Origin of the sequence: Bacteroides intestinalis DSM 17393, from assembly GCF_000172175.1 — a bacterium.
GTDB lineage: Bacteria > Bacteroidota > Bacteroidia > Bacteroidales > Bacteroidaceae > Bacteroides > Bacteroides intestinalis.
On the sequence record NZ_ABJL02000008.1, the window covers coordinates 1,316,965 to 1,334,252 of the forward strand.

General features: G+C 45.7%; 8 protein-coding genes. 3 read left to right on the plus strand and 5 right to left on the minus strand.

The window, feature by feature from the left end; all coding sequences use genetic code 11:
* The first annotated feature begins 299 nt into the window (after positions 1 to 299).
* The gene (locus tag BACINT_RS14670; protein WP_044155063.1) at positions 300 to 1,850 is read left to right on the plus strand and encodes an ATP-binding protein; all 1,551 of its coding nucleotides are present in this window, start codon (positions 300 to 302) and stop codon (positions 1,848 to 1,850) included.
* A 55-nt stretch (positions 1,851 to 1,905) separates the two neighbouring features.
* Here the strand turns inward: BACINT_RS14670 and BACINT_RS14675 are convergent, their stop codons facing one another.
* The 3 genes from BACINT_RS14675 to BACINT_RS14685 are packed head-to-tail and all read right to left on the minus strand — an operon-like array spanning position 1,906 to position 8,211.
* Positions 1,906 to 4,386: a glycoside hydrolase family 2 TIM barrel-domain containing protein gene (locus BACINT_RS14675; RefSeq protein WP_007664406.1), complete on the minus strand. Its 2,481-nt coding sequence runs from the start codon at positions 4,384 to 4,386 to the stop codon at positions 1,906 to 1,908.
* Positions 4,387 to 4,411: 25 nt separating this feature from the next.
* A complete protein-coding gene (locus BACINT_RS14680) occupies positions 4,412 to 5,596 on the minus strand; it encodes a glycoside hydrolase family 53 protein (protein WP_021968263.1) in 1,185 nt (394 codons plus the stop codon).
* A gap of 47 nt (positions 5,597 to 5,643) precedes the next feature.
* Positions 5,644 to 8,211 carry a glycoside hydrolase 5 family protein gene (locus BACINT_RS14685; protein WP_021968262.1) on the minus strand — a complete coding sequence of 856 codons (2,568 nt, stop codon included), beginning with the start codon at positions 8,209 to 8,211 and terminating at the stop codon, positions 5,644 to 5,646.
* 240 nt (positions 8,212 to 8,451) lie between these two features.
* Here BACINT_RS14685 and BACINT_RS14690 point away from each other — a divergent pair, with 240 nt between their 5' ends.
* Together BACINT_RS14690 and BACINT_RS14695 are read left to right on the plus strand one after the other, a co-directional pair.
* A complete protein-coding gene (locus BACINT_RS14690) occupies positions 8,452 to 10,566 on the plus strand; it encodes a tetratricopeptide repeat-containing sensor histidine kinase (protein WP_007664409.1) in 2,115 nt (704 codons plus the stop codon).
* Between the two features lie 57 nt (positions 10,567 to 10,623).
* Entirely contained in the window at positions 10,624 to 11,112 is a 489-nt protein-coding gene (locus tag BACINT_RS14695; RefSeq protein WP_007664410.1) for a PepSY-like domain-containing protein, read from the plus strand.
* 114 nt (positions 11,113 to 11,226) lie between these two features.
* On the opposite strand, the gene BACINT_RS14700 is transcribed toward BACINT_RS14695, so the two are convergent.
* Positions 11,227 to 15,207: a hybrid sensor histidine kinase/response regulator transcription factor gene (locus BACINT_RS14700; RefSeq protein ID WP_021968260.1), complete on the minus strand. Its 3,981-nt coding sequence runs from the start codon at positions 15,205 to 15,207 to the stop codon at positions 11,227 to 11,229.
* A gap of 26 nt (positions 15,208 to 15,233) precedes the next feature.
* Positions 15,234 to 16,994 (minus strand): AAA family ATPase, encoded by a 1,761-nt coding sequence (locus BACINT_RS14705; protein WP_021968259.1) that lies wholly within the window; start codon positions 16,992 to 16,994, stop codon positions 15,234 to 15,236.
* Positions 16,995 to 17,288 lie beyond the last annotated feature (294 nt).

The window sequence follows — 17,288 nt, forward strand, 5'->3', positions numbered from 1 at the left end:
CAACTAAAAATACAATTTGTCACAATGGCAAAAAAGCCACATCTTGTTATGGCAAAGATAATATTTCACAGAAACCTCACGCTTCGGAAAAGAATCAATTCCACAACATCTCCATACAATCTCCATAGCACCTCCGTATCTGCTCCGTACCATCTCCGTATCAGTTCGCTTCCTATAGACACGGAGATGATACGGACCGGATACGGCTTTGACAAGTCTATATTAAATTTCCCTTTTTAATACCGAGAATAAAACAGAAATAAGTACTTTTGTGTATTGATGTGCAAAAACAGAAGAATATGAGCAATAAAATTTATCCCATAGGCATACAGAACTTCGAGAAGATTCGTAAGGACGGTTATTTCTATATTGATAAGACAGCCTTGATTTATCAAATGGTAAAGACCGGCAGTTATTACTTCCTGAGTCGCCCGCGCCGCTTTGGCAAGAGCCTGCTCATCTCAACGCTGGAAGCCTACTTTCAAGGGAAGAAGGAGTTGTTCAGCGGACTGGCCATGGAAAGGCTGGAGAAAGACTGGATAGAGCACCCGATACTGCACCTCGACCTCAATATCGAAAAATATGATGTGCCACAGAGTTTGGACAATATTCTTGAGAAATCACTGACTGCATGGGAAAAGCTCTATGGCGCCGAACCATCCGAACGTTCTTTCTCCCTGCGCTTTGCCGGCATTATAGAACGTGCCTATGCACAAACAGGGCAGCGCGTTGTTATCCTGGTAGACGAATACGACAAGCCCATGTTGCAAGCCATTGGTAACGAAGAACTGCAAAAACAATTCAGGAACACTTTGAAGCCATTTTATGGAGCACTAAAAACAATGGATGGTTGCATCAAGTTTGCCTTATTGACAGGAGTGACAAAATTCGGAAAAGTCAGTGTATTCAGCGACCTGAACAACTTGGACGACATATCAATGTGGAATGAATACATTGAAATCTGCGGCATCAGCGAACGGGAGATTCACGATAACCTGGAAGCTGAACTTCATGAATTTGCCGCTGCCCGGGGAGTGACGTACGATAAGCTTTGCACCGAACTCAAGGAGAATTATGACGGTTATCATTTTACGCATAATTCCATTGGTATGTACAATCCCTTCAGCCTGCTCAACGCCTTCAAACGCAAAGAATTCGGAAGCTATTGGTTTGAGACGGGAACGCCTACCTACTTAGTGAAGTTACTCAAGAAGCATCATTACAACCTCGAACGAATGGCACACGAAGAGACTGATGCCCAAGTGCTGAATAGCATAGACTCTGAATCGACCAATCCTATTCCGGTGATTTATCAAAGCGGATATCTTACCATCAAAGGATATGACGAACGCTTTGGTATGTATCGCTTAGGATTCCCCAATCGCGAAGTAGAGGAAGGCTTTATCCGTTTCCTCTTGCCTTTCTATACAAACGTCAGTAAAGTAGAAACCCCATTTGCGATTCAGAAATTTGTTCGTGAAGTAGAATCGGGAGATTATAACTCCTTCTTCCGCCGCCTACAAAGTTTCTTTGCAGATACCACTTACGAAGTAATCCGCGAGCAAGAATTACATTATGAAAATGTACTCTTCATTATTTTCAAATTGATAGGTTTCTATACCCAAGTAGAATATAATACAAACGACGGACGCATCGACCTCGTATTGCGGACTGATAAATTCATCTATATCATGGAGTTCAAATTAGAAGGCACTGCCGAAGAAGCTTTGCAGCAAATTAATGACAAGCATTATGCGCTTCCTTTCGAGATGGATGGACGGAAATTGCTTAAAATTGGAGTAAACTTCAGCGAGAAAACCCGGAATATTGAAAAATGGGTGGTAGAATAATAAAAAAAGAGGGCATCACTTCACTTTCAAATAATGTGGTGATACCCTCTTTTCTTTACTCTGTAACAGACCTCAGCACAACCTTACCTGATTTCACCCCCTTAGCCTTAGCCTCGAAAACGATTTCTCCGGGTTGTTCAGCCGTTTGAACAATTGCCGTCAACTGACCGCTGAAAGCAGGCATCTTCGGCAAGTGAAACAAATCGAGTGAAGTAGCATCTCCATTAGCAGCAGCACGATAATGACCCGCACCTTTCACCGTAAAGTTAACAAGACGACTGTCCGAAGGACAAAGGTTTCCATCTTTATCAACCACGCGAACTGTGATATAGGCTAAGTCTTTGCCATCGGCAGTAAGTTGCAAACGATCAGCTACCACTTCCAGATGATGAGGTTTACCAGCAGTACGGACCACTTTCTCCTCTGCTATTTTACCTGAAGCATCATAAGCTACGACTTTCACTTCACCCGGCTCATAAGGAACATCCATCCACATCAAGCGGTAACGACGTTGGAGAGCAAGCGCATCTTTGCCTTGAATAGCTTTACTTTCTTCGGCTGTCAGTTTATGCTGTTTACCGTAACTTTTCCCATTGACGAAAAGTTCGGCAGTCGGATAGTTTGTGTAAACGAAAACAGGAGTATTCTCTCCTTCCCTACCCGGCCATGTCCAGTGAGGAAGTACATGGAGTGTATTCACATTCTTATTCCAAAGACTACGGTACAGATAGTAACGGTCTTTAGGGAGACTGGCAAGGTCGATGATACCAAACAGCGAACTATGACTCGGCCATGCATCCGTATCATAAGGAGAAGGCTCACCCAGATAGTCGAATCCTGTCCAAACAAATTGACCGATAGTCCAGTCATAATCATCTGCTAAAGCAAAATCCTCATCGGGAACATTAGACCAGGCACAATGCTCCAAGTCATATCCGGAAGACTGGTGATCATCATATTTCGCATCCCCGCGTTTCTCTACAGGGAATTTATATACGCCACGGGAACTAACGGTAGAAGAGGTTTCGGAACCAAGCACTATATTCTGCGGTAGCAGTTCATAAGCTTCCAGATAACGGTGTGCACGATAATTAAAACCGGGTACATCAATCATTGCTGCAAAACCATTCTTCAAAACACAAGAAACCTGATCCATCCCGCAAGTAACAGGACGTGTCGGATCTTCACGATGACAGATATCCTGCAAGAAAGAAGCAACTTTATAGCCAACAGGACTACATTGGGTAGGAACTTCATTACCGATGCTCCACATCACTACACAAGGATTGTTGCGGAACTGATGCAGCATATTTATCATATCACGTTCTGCCCACTCGTTGAAATAGCGGTGATAGCCATTCTCACATTTGGCAATGTCCCATTCGTCGAAAGGTTCCACCATCATCATGAAACCCATTTCATCACAGAGTTGCACTAACTCCGGCGCAGGCATATTGTGAGCGGTACGAATGGCATCGCAACCCATATCTTTCAACAGTGTGAGTTGGCGACGTAATGCAGCAACATTGATGGCAGCCCCTAACGGACCGAGATCGTGATGATTACATACCCCCTGGAACTTACGGTGCTTACCATTCAGGAAGAATCCTTTGTCAGCAATGATTTCTATACTACGGATACCGAAACGAGTAGTATATTCGTCCGTTTGCTTGCCATCGGCATAAACTTTGGAAACAGCCTTATATAGATAAGGTGTCTCCGGCGACCACAAGCAAGGAGCATTCACCAAGAAATTTTGTTCAAAAGGTTGACCATGATTAATCTTACGGGTATTATCCTTCGTCGCAACAACTTTCCCATCAGGAGAGATAATCTCTGTTACGATACGGATATCTTTTCCTTCATCATTAGCAATAGTCGTCAGCAGACGTACCGAGGCATACTCATCAGCAACATGAGGAGTAGTCAGCTGAGTACCCCATACTGGAACATGCACTTTATCAGTACTCACTACGCGCACATTACGATAAAGCCCTGCACCGGGATACCAACGGGAAGATTGCGGTTTATTCTCCAAACGCACGGCAAGGATATTGTTCTTACCGTCTTTTTTCAAAAATCCGGTGACATCGCAATGGAAAGAATTATATCCGAATGGCCAGAAACATGCTTCTTGCCCATTGACGTATACACGGGCTTCACTCATTGCACCATCAAAGACAAGTGTCGTCTGCTGATTAGCGGGAGCATCGAACGTAGTACGATACCAACCTATTCCTACGTAAGGGAGTCCACCTGTACGTCCGGTCTTGACAGAAGCCTTCTTTTCGAAGTTCTGCGTTACCGCTACTTCCTGCAAGTCATTGCTGCGATCGAAAGGACCGAAGATGGCCCAGTCATGAGGTACGGTTACGGTTTCCCATTTACGATCATCAAATTCAGGCTTCATGGCTTCCGCTACTTCACCTTTCGTAAACTTCCAGTTCTTCTCCAACAGTGTTTCTATACGCTGAGCTTTTGCTATCAAAGAGAAAAGAATACAGCAGGAGAAAGAGATGAATAGTATCTTCTTCATTTTCAATCAAAGTATTTAATTAATGTTATTTAAAAGCATCCATTATAACAGTAGGATAACCGCCTTCTGTAAATGCTCCCAACCTATATTGACTCGGCCTGCACTCCGGTTCCCAATAGAACACTCCTTTACAACGACCGTTGGTATTTTCCTTGCACTCCTTCAAGATACGGGCAAGCTGCCTCTTTCCCTCGTTCAAAACAGAGGTACTTGCCAACTTACCATTGTCATCGGCGCACTCCATACCGGTTTCTACCACCATTACATCACAATTGTACTTGGTGCTCAAAGCCTTGATATTGCTGATGCAGTCCGTAATGACGGCATCGGCAGATGAATAGCCTTCTTTGGCATCACGCGACCAATAAGGGTAAAGCGACATACCTATCATATCCCACTTGCCGCCGTTCTTCTTCAATTCATCGAAGAACCAAGTGAACAAACCGCTGTCCCATCCATTGTCCAAGTGAACAATCACAATAGCATCGGGAAAAACCGACTTCACAGCATCGTATCCGGTAGTGACGAAAGCACCAAGGTTGGCCCAATTCATGGGATATACCACTTTGTCGGTAGCACTTGCCGGTGCATCTTTCAAATCCTTCTCCGTCACATTATAAGATGCGCCGCTCAAAGCCACGTCTTCATCCCACAACATGCCCGGACGAATTTCATTCCCCACTTGCACCCATTTAGGAATAACCCCTATCTCCTTCAAGGCCTGAAGCACACTCACCGTATGGTCTTTAATGGCACTTTTCAAGTTTGCCAGATTCTTTCCTACCCATGACGCGGGTTTGTTTTGCTGGGCGGGATCAGCCCACCAATCACTGTAATGAAAGTCTATCATTACATCCATCCCCAACTCTTTGGCTCTTTTGGCCTTCTCCACCACATCGGCAGTGTTACACCAATTGCCATGTTTACTCGGATCTACCCATACGCGAATACGAATGGCATCAAGCCCCAGTTCCTTCATCAGAGCCGTACACTCACGCTGCTCACCTTTGGCATTATAGAAGTTGTAGCCTTTGGATTCGTATTCGGTGACCCACCCTATGTCAGCACCTTTGGCAAATTCCACCTCTGTAGTTCCATCGTCACCGTCGGGATCGACCTCCGGCGCAGGAATTGTTTCGTTATTACTGCTACACGCTATTATAGCAAAAGCAATACCCAAAAAGAAAGACAAAAATTTCATGTGTTTCATGGCAAATATAGTTATCAATGATACAAATATAAGTAATAAAAGCGTAATCATTCAAGCCAGATACTCCCTATCTCTATTTCCATAGCCTTTTCAGCAACTCCATCAAAAGAGAGTTCGAGAGTTTCAATCCCCTCTACCTTGAAAGGTATTTCAGTCTGCGGACGGAAATAATTATCAAGGAAGACCGGATAGACGTGGGGAAGTAAAGCTGTATTTGTTTGCTCCAAATCCTGCAAGGGTACACGAATGATACCATCAGTTGCAGCGGCACACGAAGCAAGATAGGTATATCCGTCAGAAGTAATGAAGCCTGCTTTTAGTCCTTCGGGAATCTTCTTTGCATGGATACACAAAGTGCGGCAGGAAGCGAGTCGCTCAGGGCGTCCATCGATATCCTCCTTAATGTAACGACGAAGAACGAAGACAGGCGCCTTATCTTTAGACTCAAAGGTAATGCGCAAGGTCGGCTTCTCTGTCGGTGCATTTTGCATTAACTGGCGGTTCGTGAGGCTCCATCCGGGCATAGTATATGTTTCCAATTTACTATCAGCATCCCCTATTTCCAGCAGAGACAATGGTTTTTCAGGAGCAACTACGTTGGTTTCCCACAGGGTAGCCGAAGTATAGTCCCAATCCAGCGGACTCCTGGCTACTCCCGAAGGAAACGTTTGTCGCTTATCGCCTTGACAAACGACGATGTTATACCTAAAACAACCCTCTTTTATTTCTGTAGCAGGTACGGTAGCACGATAAATGTAACCACCTGTATGATTCATTTTCAGATAAGGATTCTTTTCATTCCAGAAAGATATCTTATCTGTGTAGATAATAACGGAATCGGGCATTTCATTACCCGCTACAATGGCCTCTATCTGTAAATCTTTACCGGCATCTACTGTCTTGGCAGGAGAATGAGTAACAGTAAAACCTTTATCATCAGAAATGGATGGACATACATATTCACCAAGAGTAATATTCTGCCAATGAGCATCAGTAGTCCATTTACCGGAAGCCGATATACCTTCACGCTGTAACAGATAAACACCCGGACGAAGAGTCGAAATCTTGCCATTCGCAGCCTGTGAACTGAACGTATTTCCATTATCCAAGCCGTTCACCCGGAATTGCTTACCTAAATCAGGTAAATTCAGAGTCATATCCCATGCACCGGAAACAATGCGCATTACTTCTTTATCCAAAGAAGGCCTTGTAAACGGGTCACTAACCTGTACGGCATCGGGCATTACTTCCAAGCGCCAAACGCCCTCTTCCAGACGATCCAGCCAATAAACTCCCGTACCTTCATAATTCACCACCGGAGATTTGCCACAACCGGCTATTGCGCGAAGCTGAGAAATATCTTTCGGACGAGTTTGGGTCGTATTGGAATAGTAGAATTTCTCTCCGTCATTCAGTTCGCTTAAATCCTGCACGTAGCTGACACGGAAATCATTGAATAATGTATCTGCCGGATAACTGCCAAAACTCTCTCCCCTGCCCACTTTCTGTGCCACTTCTGCGGCAATCATCAATCCGATAGCTTTATTCGGAGTGTATGCTACATTCAGGTAATGAGTCTGGTACTCGGTATTGTAGGCCGCCATGTCGATAGGATCATAGGCAAACTGAGTAATCCACTGGAAACCGGCTGTGCGGAAAGTGCGTACAGTTGCCGGATACATATAGGAATAAAGAATATCAGCGGGATCAAATTCATAAACCATACGAGCCTTCTTATTGAAACCTTTCAGATTGGAGAAAGGAATATCGTAGCGGTCTACGGAAGGCAGGAAGTTTCCCTTGCGGGTATGTCCGGATACAAGACCAATAGGATACCATTGATAGGTAGTACCTTGTATGGCTGTAGAATAGTAAGCCTCTACCACATGCTGGTTATGACTGACATTGTAAAACACCGGTTTGCGGTTGCCTGCACGCTTCAGGGCGGACAGCATCTTATTTATATAATTACGCGTCTCAGCAACAGTGCCGGGATGGCAAGGCTCGTTGTTTATTTCAAAGCCTACGATATAAGGATCGTCTTTGTAAGCATAACCTGTATAAGGATTCACGTGGCGTACAAGAGCAGCAATATACTTTTCCTGTGCAACAATAGCATCTGCATCACTATGAACGGCACATTTATCATAATTTAAAGAGAAACCACTGGTAGGCTGATTACGTTCCGGATAACCGTTACCAAAATTTGTCTGTGCCGTGATAACGGTACGGATACCGCGTTCCTGTAATTTATGGATAAGGTAGTCCAATAGTTCCAGGTGTTCATTTTCCAGCAAGTTACCTTCTGCATCAGAAATCTCTACGTCCCAGATGTGAATACGATAAGCATTCAATCCCAAGCGTGCCATGTGATAGACATCACGGTCGATGGCAGCTTTACGATCCACTCCCAGATAACCCATCGCCCGGTAAGCATGTGCAAAGGGTAAGGTATAGTTCACACCAAAGAAAGAAGCTTCTTTCTTCGTATCCGACCAACGCATGACGCCGCCGGCATCTACATAAATAGTAGGAACGCTTTTGGGTACTTTGTTCTGTGCCGGAGCAACTACTGCCAGCAAACAAGTAATCAAGATAAGAATGTGTCTCTGCATGTCATCAAATTCAAGTTGTTTTTCTGTTGACAAAAGTAACGGAGTGGAGTTATTCATCAAAGCAGATATCGGACATAAAAGGAAACAAAAAGGACATTAACTGATTATCAGCAATATATGTATAGTAGTTATAAATAATAATTAGGAATTCTCAATCCAAAGACTACTACTTTTTCTCCATTTTCTTGTAATTATTAAGCATAAAAAGTATCTTTGTCACATTCTCTTGTAAAAGATAAGATGAAAAGATACACTAACATACTAATTTTACTACTTCTCACAGGGCTTTTTATTCCTGCCGGAGCACAAAACAACCCTTATAAGATAGATGACTCTTTATACCCCTTTTTTCAGCGCGCCACCAAATCACGAACTTATCCCCAAGGATTGCTTATCGCTGACACTCTTTATGCAGAAGCAACCAAAAAGAAAGACAAAAAAGCACAATGTTTGGCACTTACCATTCCGGTAAGTTTCTACTATAGTTCCGGCAATTATGAGAAACTGGAACAGGCAGCCACTAAATTAAAGGAAGAGGCACGCAAAAACAACTATCTGCAATATTACTATTCCGCATATACGAGCGAAATAAATTGGCTCCTTAACAACGGACATTCACTGCGTGCCCTGCACAAAGCCGAAGAAATGAAAGAACAGGCTTTCAAAGACCAGCACAACTACGGCATCTTTTCGTGTATTCGTACCTTGGGACACATCTACTATATGCGTCAGAATAGTGAGGTAGCAGCCGAGTACTACAAAAATGCCTTGGAATACATGCTGAAGCATTTGCCCGAACAAGATCCGTCATACCTTTATATGAACCTTGCTGAGTATTACCGAAAGAAAGACGAAGGTGAAGTAGCATTGGAATACAATGAGAAAGCCGTGAAAACTGCTAAAACCAATGAGAGCCGTGTAGCTTCCCTAATGGATAAATGCCAGACTCTGTATAGTATGGACCGAATCGATGACTTTAACACTTGCTATGAAGAATGCCTGCAACTGGTCGAACAATATGGTGTTATCCGCAAATCAGCTTTGTTGCGTTTACGTATCTGCAAACTTGTTCTGGATAAAAAATACGATCAGGCATATATAGCAGCTGATTCGATAGGAAGCCCGTTGCAGGTTTACCAGATACTTCATGTATTATATCTGAAATCAGGAGACTATGAAAAGGCTTATACATATAATAAGTTGATTCACAAGCACCAAGATTCAATCAACCGTCTGGTACAATCTACAGACATCGCTGAACTGAATGCACAGATAGGCAACGAACGCATGAAATTGGATGCCAAGGCCTTGGAATATAAGAATGCAGCACTCAACTTAAGGAATACCCAATTGGAACTGGAGCGGACTAAGTCACAATCTGAACTGGAAAAGATAAATGCTGAGAACAGCAAATTGGTATTGAAGAACCGGAACCTGGAACTGGCACGTCTCAATGTAGAAGCGGAAAAACAGAAAGCCATCTTAAAAGAGCAGCAAAGTGCTTCTCAACATTACATCGTAACTCTCAGTCTCGTACTTTCGTTCTTGTTTCTTTTCACCTGCTTCCTGATATTCTACCTGTACAGACGCCGTAGAACAATGGCTATCCTACAGGAGAAAAATGAAGAGCTCACCGTTGCACGCGACCATGCCGAGGAATCGGACCGGATGAAAAGTTTCTTTATACAGAATATGAGCCACGAGATACGTACACCGCTCAATGCCATAGTCGGATTCTCACAAGTTTTATCCACTCCGGATATGGAGGTGGACGAGGAAGAGAAAGCAGAGTTCAGCATGCTTATCCAGCAGAATTCCGAGTTACTGACTACGCTAATTAATGATGTCCTTGACCTTGCCAGTTTGGAAAGTGGTAAATACACCATGCATCTGGCGCCTCATCGCTGCAATGAGTTATGCCAGATAGCAATGGCTTCTGTTGTGCATCGTAATCCGAAAGAAGTGAAGTCCTATTTCACTTCCGACGCACCGAATGACTTCTTGTTTGTGACGGATAAAGAACGCCTGCAACAGGTACTTATCAATTTCCTGACCAATGCGGAGAAACACACGGTACGGGGGGAAATTCACCTCCACTGCTCTCTCACAGAGAATCCGGGAAAGATAACCTTCTCCGTTACAGATACCGGTCCGGGAGTTCCGGCAGACCAGGCAGACTATGTTTTCGACCGGTTCAGCAAACTGGATGAATTTAAACAGGGCACAGGACTCGGACTGAATATCTGTTCCATCATTGCCGGGCGCCTGAAAGGTGAAGTGAAACTGGATAAGAGTTACACCAAAGGAGCACGTTTCCTGTTTATACTTCCACTGGACGGTGATCCTAATTACTAAACAAAACTCACTACCCGTTGTTTTCTTCAGAACGATAACAATCTAAATGAAGGAACAATGAAAAAGTTGACGTATTCTTTCCTGCTTCTGATGCTCCTGACATCAGTTCCGGCTCTGGCCGATTATGCGCCTGTCAATGTACAGACAGCACTAAAAAAAATGTATCCCGCCGCCAAGGATGTTGCCTGGTCACGGGATGAGATTTACTATGTAGCGGACTTTATACAGAATGGGTTCGACACAAAAGTCTGGTTCAACTCTGAAGCACAATGGGAAATGAGACAGATTGATTGGGGAACAATGGACGAAGTGCCCAATGCCGTGTACAATGCTTTTGCAGCAAGCGAATATTCCGATGGAATGGTGCAGGGAGTCACATTGGTTCAATTTCCCGAAAAACAATCAGTAATTTCCGTAGTTGTGGGAATGGCGAATACACAAACTAGATACCAACTACTGTTCACCCTCGACGGAGGACTTGAGGATGAACGGAATGCCACTTACTTTAATAATCTATTAGGAGCAGAAGTATTCCTGAACACTTAATTGTGCCAATTCCTTGCCACCTTACTGGCAAACTGTTGTCATCTTATTGGCAAGACTCTGCCACCTTATTGGCAAAACCTTGCCAATAAGGTGGCAAAGAATTATAAGGCTGAACTAAACGTATTGCTTCGGCGTCATCCCAAACTCAGCCTGAAAGCATTTAGAAAAATAGGAATGATTGGAGAAACCAACCATATACATCACTTCGGCCACAGTAAACTTCTGCTGTTTCAGCAGCATAGCCGCCTTTTTCATGCGGATAGACTTAATGTATTCCACAGGTGTCATGCCCGTCAGTTGCTTTATCTTGCGATACATCTGCTTGTTATTGATATCGGTCCATTCGCAAAGGGCATTCACATTCAGTTCGGAGTCTGAGATGTGTTCTTCAATCAGATGAATTACATTTGCCAGGAACTTCTCATCATAAGAAACCGCCTCTATCTCTTTCGGGGTGGAAAGAACTTCCATGCGGGCTTTCGCCTCATGCGTCTCCCGGCTATGTAATAATTGCTCCACACGCGAAAGCAAAATATCCGGTTCAAAGGGTTTAGGAATGAAAGCATCTATATGCAGCTGAATACTTTCAAGCTCCGTTTCCTTATCACTTTTCGCCGTCAGCAAGATGATGGGAATAGTGGATGTAGGAATATGCTTCTTGATATGACGCACCATTTCAAGACCATCCATTACGGGCATCATGACATCAGCAATAATCAGATCGGGCATTAATTCCAGGGTAAGTTCCACACCTATCTTACCATTTTCCGCCAAACGGCAACGATATTTAGTATGCAGTATCTGATAAATAAACTCTGAAACCTCCGGAGTATCATCCACAATCAGAAGCAATGGAGCATCCGGAGCGGGCGTATCTGTATCTGGAACCACAACTGTAACTCCGGCAGCGACAGGTTCGATATCAGAAGATACAATTTCCGGAGAGACCTCTACGACAGGCTGTTCCATAGCAATCACCGGAAGGGTCAGCGTAATGGCAGTACCTTTATTCTCTTCTGAAGAAAGCTGAACTTTACCACCATGCAGTTCCGTATAAGTCTTTACCAAATACAGGCCGATACCTGTTCCCTCCTTCGTGCCTGCCGTCTTGGGAGACTGGAAGAAACGCTGAAAAACATACGGTTGATCCTGACGGGGAACACCGATACCTGTATCGGATACAGAGATATGCACTTCTTTATCAGAAGCCTGCAAACGAAGCGTTATCTCACCCTCTTCCGGAGTATACTTCACGGCATTGGATAAAAGATTATCCAAGATAGATTCCAGTTTTATGGCATCCATCTGTATGTATATCTTTTCACGGTCGGCATGGAAATGGAAAGTCAGCTTCTTCTCTTTCGCCTTCTCCTCTGCATACAAGGTGAATAAGCCACGCGCAAAAGACACCAGTTCGATTTGAGAAAGTATCAGTAATGTATTGTTTCCACTATCCACCCGGTTGAAGTCCAGCCCCTGATGGATAAGCGAATTCAACTTCATGGCATTGCGATGCACCTGTTCCAGTTGTTTCTTCTCCTGCTGATCCTTGATGCCGGGCAGCAACTTGCTGATAGGCGCGATAATCATGCTCAACGGAGTTTTCAGGTCGTGGGAGAGATTCGTAAAGAACTCCATCTTAGCCTGAGACTGCTCCAGGATTTTCTCTTTTTCCAGACGCTCCAGTTTCAGACGGTTCTTCACACGAAAGAAGTTGATTGTCCAGAGTATCAGGACAAGGCACAGCAAGACATAAACGGCCTTTGCCCACGGGGTGTAGTACCAGGGCGGAATGATGTGGATGTCCAATGCATACGTCTTTTCGGACGGCTTGCCATGCGCATCCAGCTTACTCACTATCAGGCGGTAGTCACCGTAGTTCAGATTGTTGTAAGTAATCCGGTTCGTATTCGGTTTCAACAAGTTCCATTCACGGTCCACACCTTCCAGGCGATACAACAGTTTGCTTTTCTCTTCAAGGGAATAAGGCAGGTCGGAAAGTTCAAAAGCAAGATTGTTCTGGTCGTAGTCCAGATTTATACGCTGTGAGTAACGGATGCTTTGTGCGGATTGCACTGCATCAAGCGCCTGCCCCGCCCCAGACTGGTAAAGTTGGTTGTTGACATAAAGGGCGGTCAATATCAAAGGCTGTTCAAGGTGTTCCGCCAGCAAGGCCTCGGGTGAGGAGATGGCAAAACCGTCTGCGGTGCCCAGATAGAGTTCTCCGCTTGTCTTATCAAAGAACATGCTGGTGAAACGCTTGTCGGTGATATTCAGTCGGCGGACTTCCAGAGTCTGTTGGTCGGCTACCCAGAAACCATCTGTGGTAGAGATCCAGATGCGGCCGTCGGCTTCGGCCATGGAAAGCACTTCGTAATGATTATAGGCATCAAAGGGCAACATGCGGATACTGTCGTTTTCGGGAGTCACGCGCATCACTCCGCCGGGGAAACCTATCCAGATGTAGCCGTCTTCGGCACAAAGGATAAAGTTGGGAGTACGCTCGCCTTTCAGTTCATCGGCGGCAATATGGGTGACTTCGCCGGTACGGGGATTTATCTTTTCGATGCTGTTGTGACTGTTATAGAGCAATGCCCATACATTCCCTTCCCGGTCGGGAATCATCTGATTGATGAACATGCCGGACAGGCCGTTGTGGATGGAATAAGTCTTCTCCGCCATGTAGAGTCCGCCGGAAGAACGCATGAGGTTTTCCTTATCTACAACGAAAATACCGCCGAGACAGGTGGCTATCCAAAGTTGTCCGTCACGGTCTTCAAAAAGGCTATACGTCCAATTGGCGTTGTAGCGGCGGGTGCTGTCCACTATGTTATAATGTATAAACTGGCGTTTCGCCGGGTCGTAACGACTGATGCTGCCATCCGTAGCCACCCAAAGTTGTTGTTCACGGTCTTCGTAAAGATGGCGTACCCGGTTGTGGGACAAAGGATATTTCCGGTCTCCCATCTTGTACCAGGCAACGTCCTGTTCCCCATCCATAAGAGCGGTGAAGCGAATGAGGCCGTTGGTGCCGCCAAACCAATAAGTTCCGTGCGTATCGCGCAGCATGGAATAGAACTGGTTGCCCTCCCCTGTTCCGGTAATCTGCGAGATAGGGATATGACGCAACACACTGTTATGGCGGAACATGGAGATACCGTAATCCGTACCCAGCCAGACGTTATGCTCGCGGTCGGCAAAGATGGTCCAGATGATATTGTTAGAAAGGGACTGGAGGTTTCGGGAGTCATGAACAACGTGCAACAGGGGCTCGTCCTCCTGATAGACGTACAGACCATTATCGGTGCCTACCAGCAATTGACCGTTCCCGTCCAGTGCCAGAGACTTGACGGAGTTATCATGGAAAGCATCTATCCGCTGCGTATGCCCGTCGGCAGGGGTGTATTTGAAAAGACATCCTTCTGTGCCTATCCAGATGCAACCACGCGCGGTATCTTCCAGGAGTGAATTGACAAACTGATTGCTTCGGCCACGGGTGACGGGCAGGTCTATGGTTTCAAAGCGTCCGGTGGCGGGGATGTAGCGGCAACAGCCGTTGTACGTACCAATGTAGAGGTTATCGTCCGAGGCGCGGATAATGGAATAAATGGTCTGGTGCGGAAGTCCTTCGGTGATGGCGGAGAGTTGCCGGGTTTCCGGTGAGTAGGTATAGAGGCCGTTTAGTGTCCCCAGCCACAGCACGCCGTCACGCAATGCCAGTGTGCGGATGTCGGTCGGGAAGTCCGCTTCCGGTTCTTGGTAAGTGTCTGTTCGGTAGTTATAAATCAGTAAGCCATTGTCCGCACCTATATAAAGATAGGTGCTGTCCACCACCGTACCGCAATAAATGCGAGTATTGCTGCGCTCGCCGAAAGTGAAATGCGGTTGTGAGGAATAGCCGTCGTAGCTGAACAGTCCTTTGTTGGAACCTATCCATATCAGTCCTTGCGTGTCTTGCAGGAAGCAACTGATGACGGATGCTTCCGTCCCCAGACTGATATTATCAAACAGCCTGTAATCGGACTTCTGCCCCACCAGAGTGCAAGGAAGCCATATCTGTAACAGAATGAAAAGAAAAAGAACTGGTCTGTGCATACGCCGGGTTACGTTAAAGGTCCGGACTACTGTATTTCTTCGCACACCCGCATTTCCATGCCTTTATACACCACCACAATCTTATGTAGCTGGGTGCTGCCGATGGCACGCTTCACCGTATCGGTATCAGCGTAGCGGTTGGCTTGTGCGATAGCCTCCTGACGCAGTTCCTCCACACGGGTTTCGGGGTCTTTGTACTTGGCATACTTCAACTCTACAATGTAGCTGTGCGTCATGTCGGAGTAGATGTCCAGCATCGGACATAGGAAAATATCGACATAGCCCGCCTGCGTGTCCTGTTCGGAGATGGGGCGGTAGAAACGGTTCTGTGCGGTCATGGCAAGGGTGAAGCCATGCACGAAGAACTCGCCCTTCTGCTTGTCGCGCTGCGAGGCGTAGGTCTTCAGGCAGTCGGCAATGTAGTCGAAGTAGGCTTTCCAATCGCCTCGGTAAGCAAGGCGACTGGAGAGTTCGCTCTTTTCGTAACTACTGAAACTGAGGTCTGCATCGTTGTACGTACTCAGCAGATAGGTATAAAGTTGTTCCTGAACCACCAGGTTAGGGATGGTCAGTTTAGTTTTTCCTTCGTGCATGCCGTTGATGGTGAGCATGCCGAAATAGTAGAGCAAGCTCACGAAATTATCGGGATTAGTGATACCGGAGGCAGGGAAGCCACTCTTCAGTTCGCCGGTGATGAAGCCCTGGCTCACGAGGGTTTGAATGACTGAGGCGTCGTGGGCAAACTCCTTGTCCTTACGGATGAGCATGCGTAGTTTCTCGTAGTCGATGCGGATGTTCTCTTCCACCATGCTTAGCGGTGCTTTGCCACGCGAGATGTAGTTCTTGACGAAATAAAGCACCATGTTGGAGTTATACATCGTGGTTTCGCCGTAACATTCCTGCGCGAAGCAATAGTTATCATACCACGGCTTCATTATCTCTATCAGTTCGTCAATGGTATGATTGAAGGGGCTGGTGGTAGAATAGTAGGTCAGCATTTCGCGCACTTCTTCTTCTGTGAAACCCATCATTTGGTTGAAGTCCGGTGAGAGGGAATAGTTGGTTCCGATGTTGAAGCCGCTGGTGAGGTCATCCATCGTCACGGGGCTTACACCGGTAATGAAACAGCGCTCGATGCTGGAATAGGTTCCTGCTTTCACTTTGTTGAAGAAGGCGCGCAGATAACCTTCGCCATGCGTTTCGTTGGTATAGCGGTGCAGGCTTTCGGGGTCGGAGAGAATGGCGTTGGTGAAGTGGTCGTACTCGTCGATAAAGAGGTACACCTTCTGTCCGGCACGTTCGCATTCCGAAATCAGATAGTCTAATTGGTTGACGGCTCCGTCCTTCTCGTCCAGCCGATCCCTGATGCCTTCCGGCAGAAGGTCGGCATAGACTTCGCAGAAAAAGTCGAAGCGGATTTGGCAGTGCTCATCCAGCCCTTTGCGATAGTCGTTCAGTGCACCGGTGATGCCGGAGAAATTGAGATAGAGCACAAGATAAGTGTTACGACTCGGTGTGGGATGCTGCCCGATGTAGAGGTCGCCAAAGAGGTCGTCGAACTTGTCGCGGGTACGCACATCGTAGTAATGTTGCAGCACGTTCAGCGTCAGGCTCTTCCCGAAACGGCGCGGACGGATGAAGAAGAAAAAGCGGTCCGCCTGCTCTATCATGGGGATGAAGCGGGTTTTGTCCACGTAATAATAGTCTTCACGGCGGATGACCGCGAAGTTCATCATGCCGTAGGGAAGTCTCTTTCTGCCGGGTACTAAGTATTCTAATGGGTCCATATAATGTCCTCCTGCTGTTTTTGGGATATTTAATCCGTCGCTTTATGACGGGATAACGACACAAAGATAATGCAAATTGAGTGCAGAACTTTCATGCTTGCATGAAAAAGTTATGCCGAAATGCAGCTTATCTTATCTAAAGACAACAAAAGTTCTTATAGAAGGGGTATATCGCAGTTATTATTTATAATGACTGAAAGCTTAGTCAACCGTTTTATATTTACTTCCGAGAATCCATGCAGTCCCGACAGTTTCATCTGGAAACAAAGCGTCTCGCAAGAAAGCAACGTGCAA

Bases quoted from the DNA above. Each gene is read 5' to 3' on its own strand.
- BACINT_RS14695 (WP_007664410.1), top strand. From the start codon at position 10,624: ATGAAAAAGTTGACGTATTCTTTCCTGCTTCTGATGCTCCTGACATCA.
- BACINT_RS14685 (WP_021968262.1), bottom strand. From the start codon at position 8,211: ATGCAGAGACACATTCTTATCTTGATTACTTGTTTGCTGGCAGTAGTT.
- BACINT_RS14690 (WP_007664409.1), top strand. From the start codon at position 8,452: ATGAAAAGATACACTAACATACTAATTTTACTACTTCTCACAGGGCTT.
- BACINT_RS14700 (WP_021968260.1), bottom strand. From the start codon at position 15,207: ATGCACAGACCAGTTCTTTTTCTTTTCATTCTGTTACAGATATGGCTT.
- BACINT_RS14705 (WP_021968259.1), bottom strand. From the start codon at position 16,994: ATGGACCCATTAGAATACTTAGTACCCGGCAGAAAGAGACTTCCCTAC.
- BACINT_RS14670 (WP_044155063.1), top strand. From the start codon at position 300: ATGAGCAATAAAATTTATCCCATAGGCATACAGAACTTCGAGAAGATT.
- BACINT_RS14680 (WP_021968263.1), bottom strand. From the start codon at position 5,596: ATGAAACACATGAAATTTTTGTCTTTCTTTTTGGGTATTGCTTTTGCT.
- BACINT_RS14675 (WP_007664406.1), bottom strand. From the start codon at position 4,386: ATGAAGAAGATACTATTCATCTCTTTCTCCTGCTGTATTCTTTTCTCT.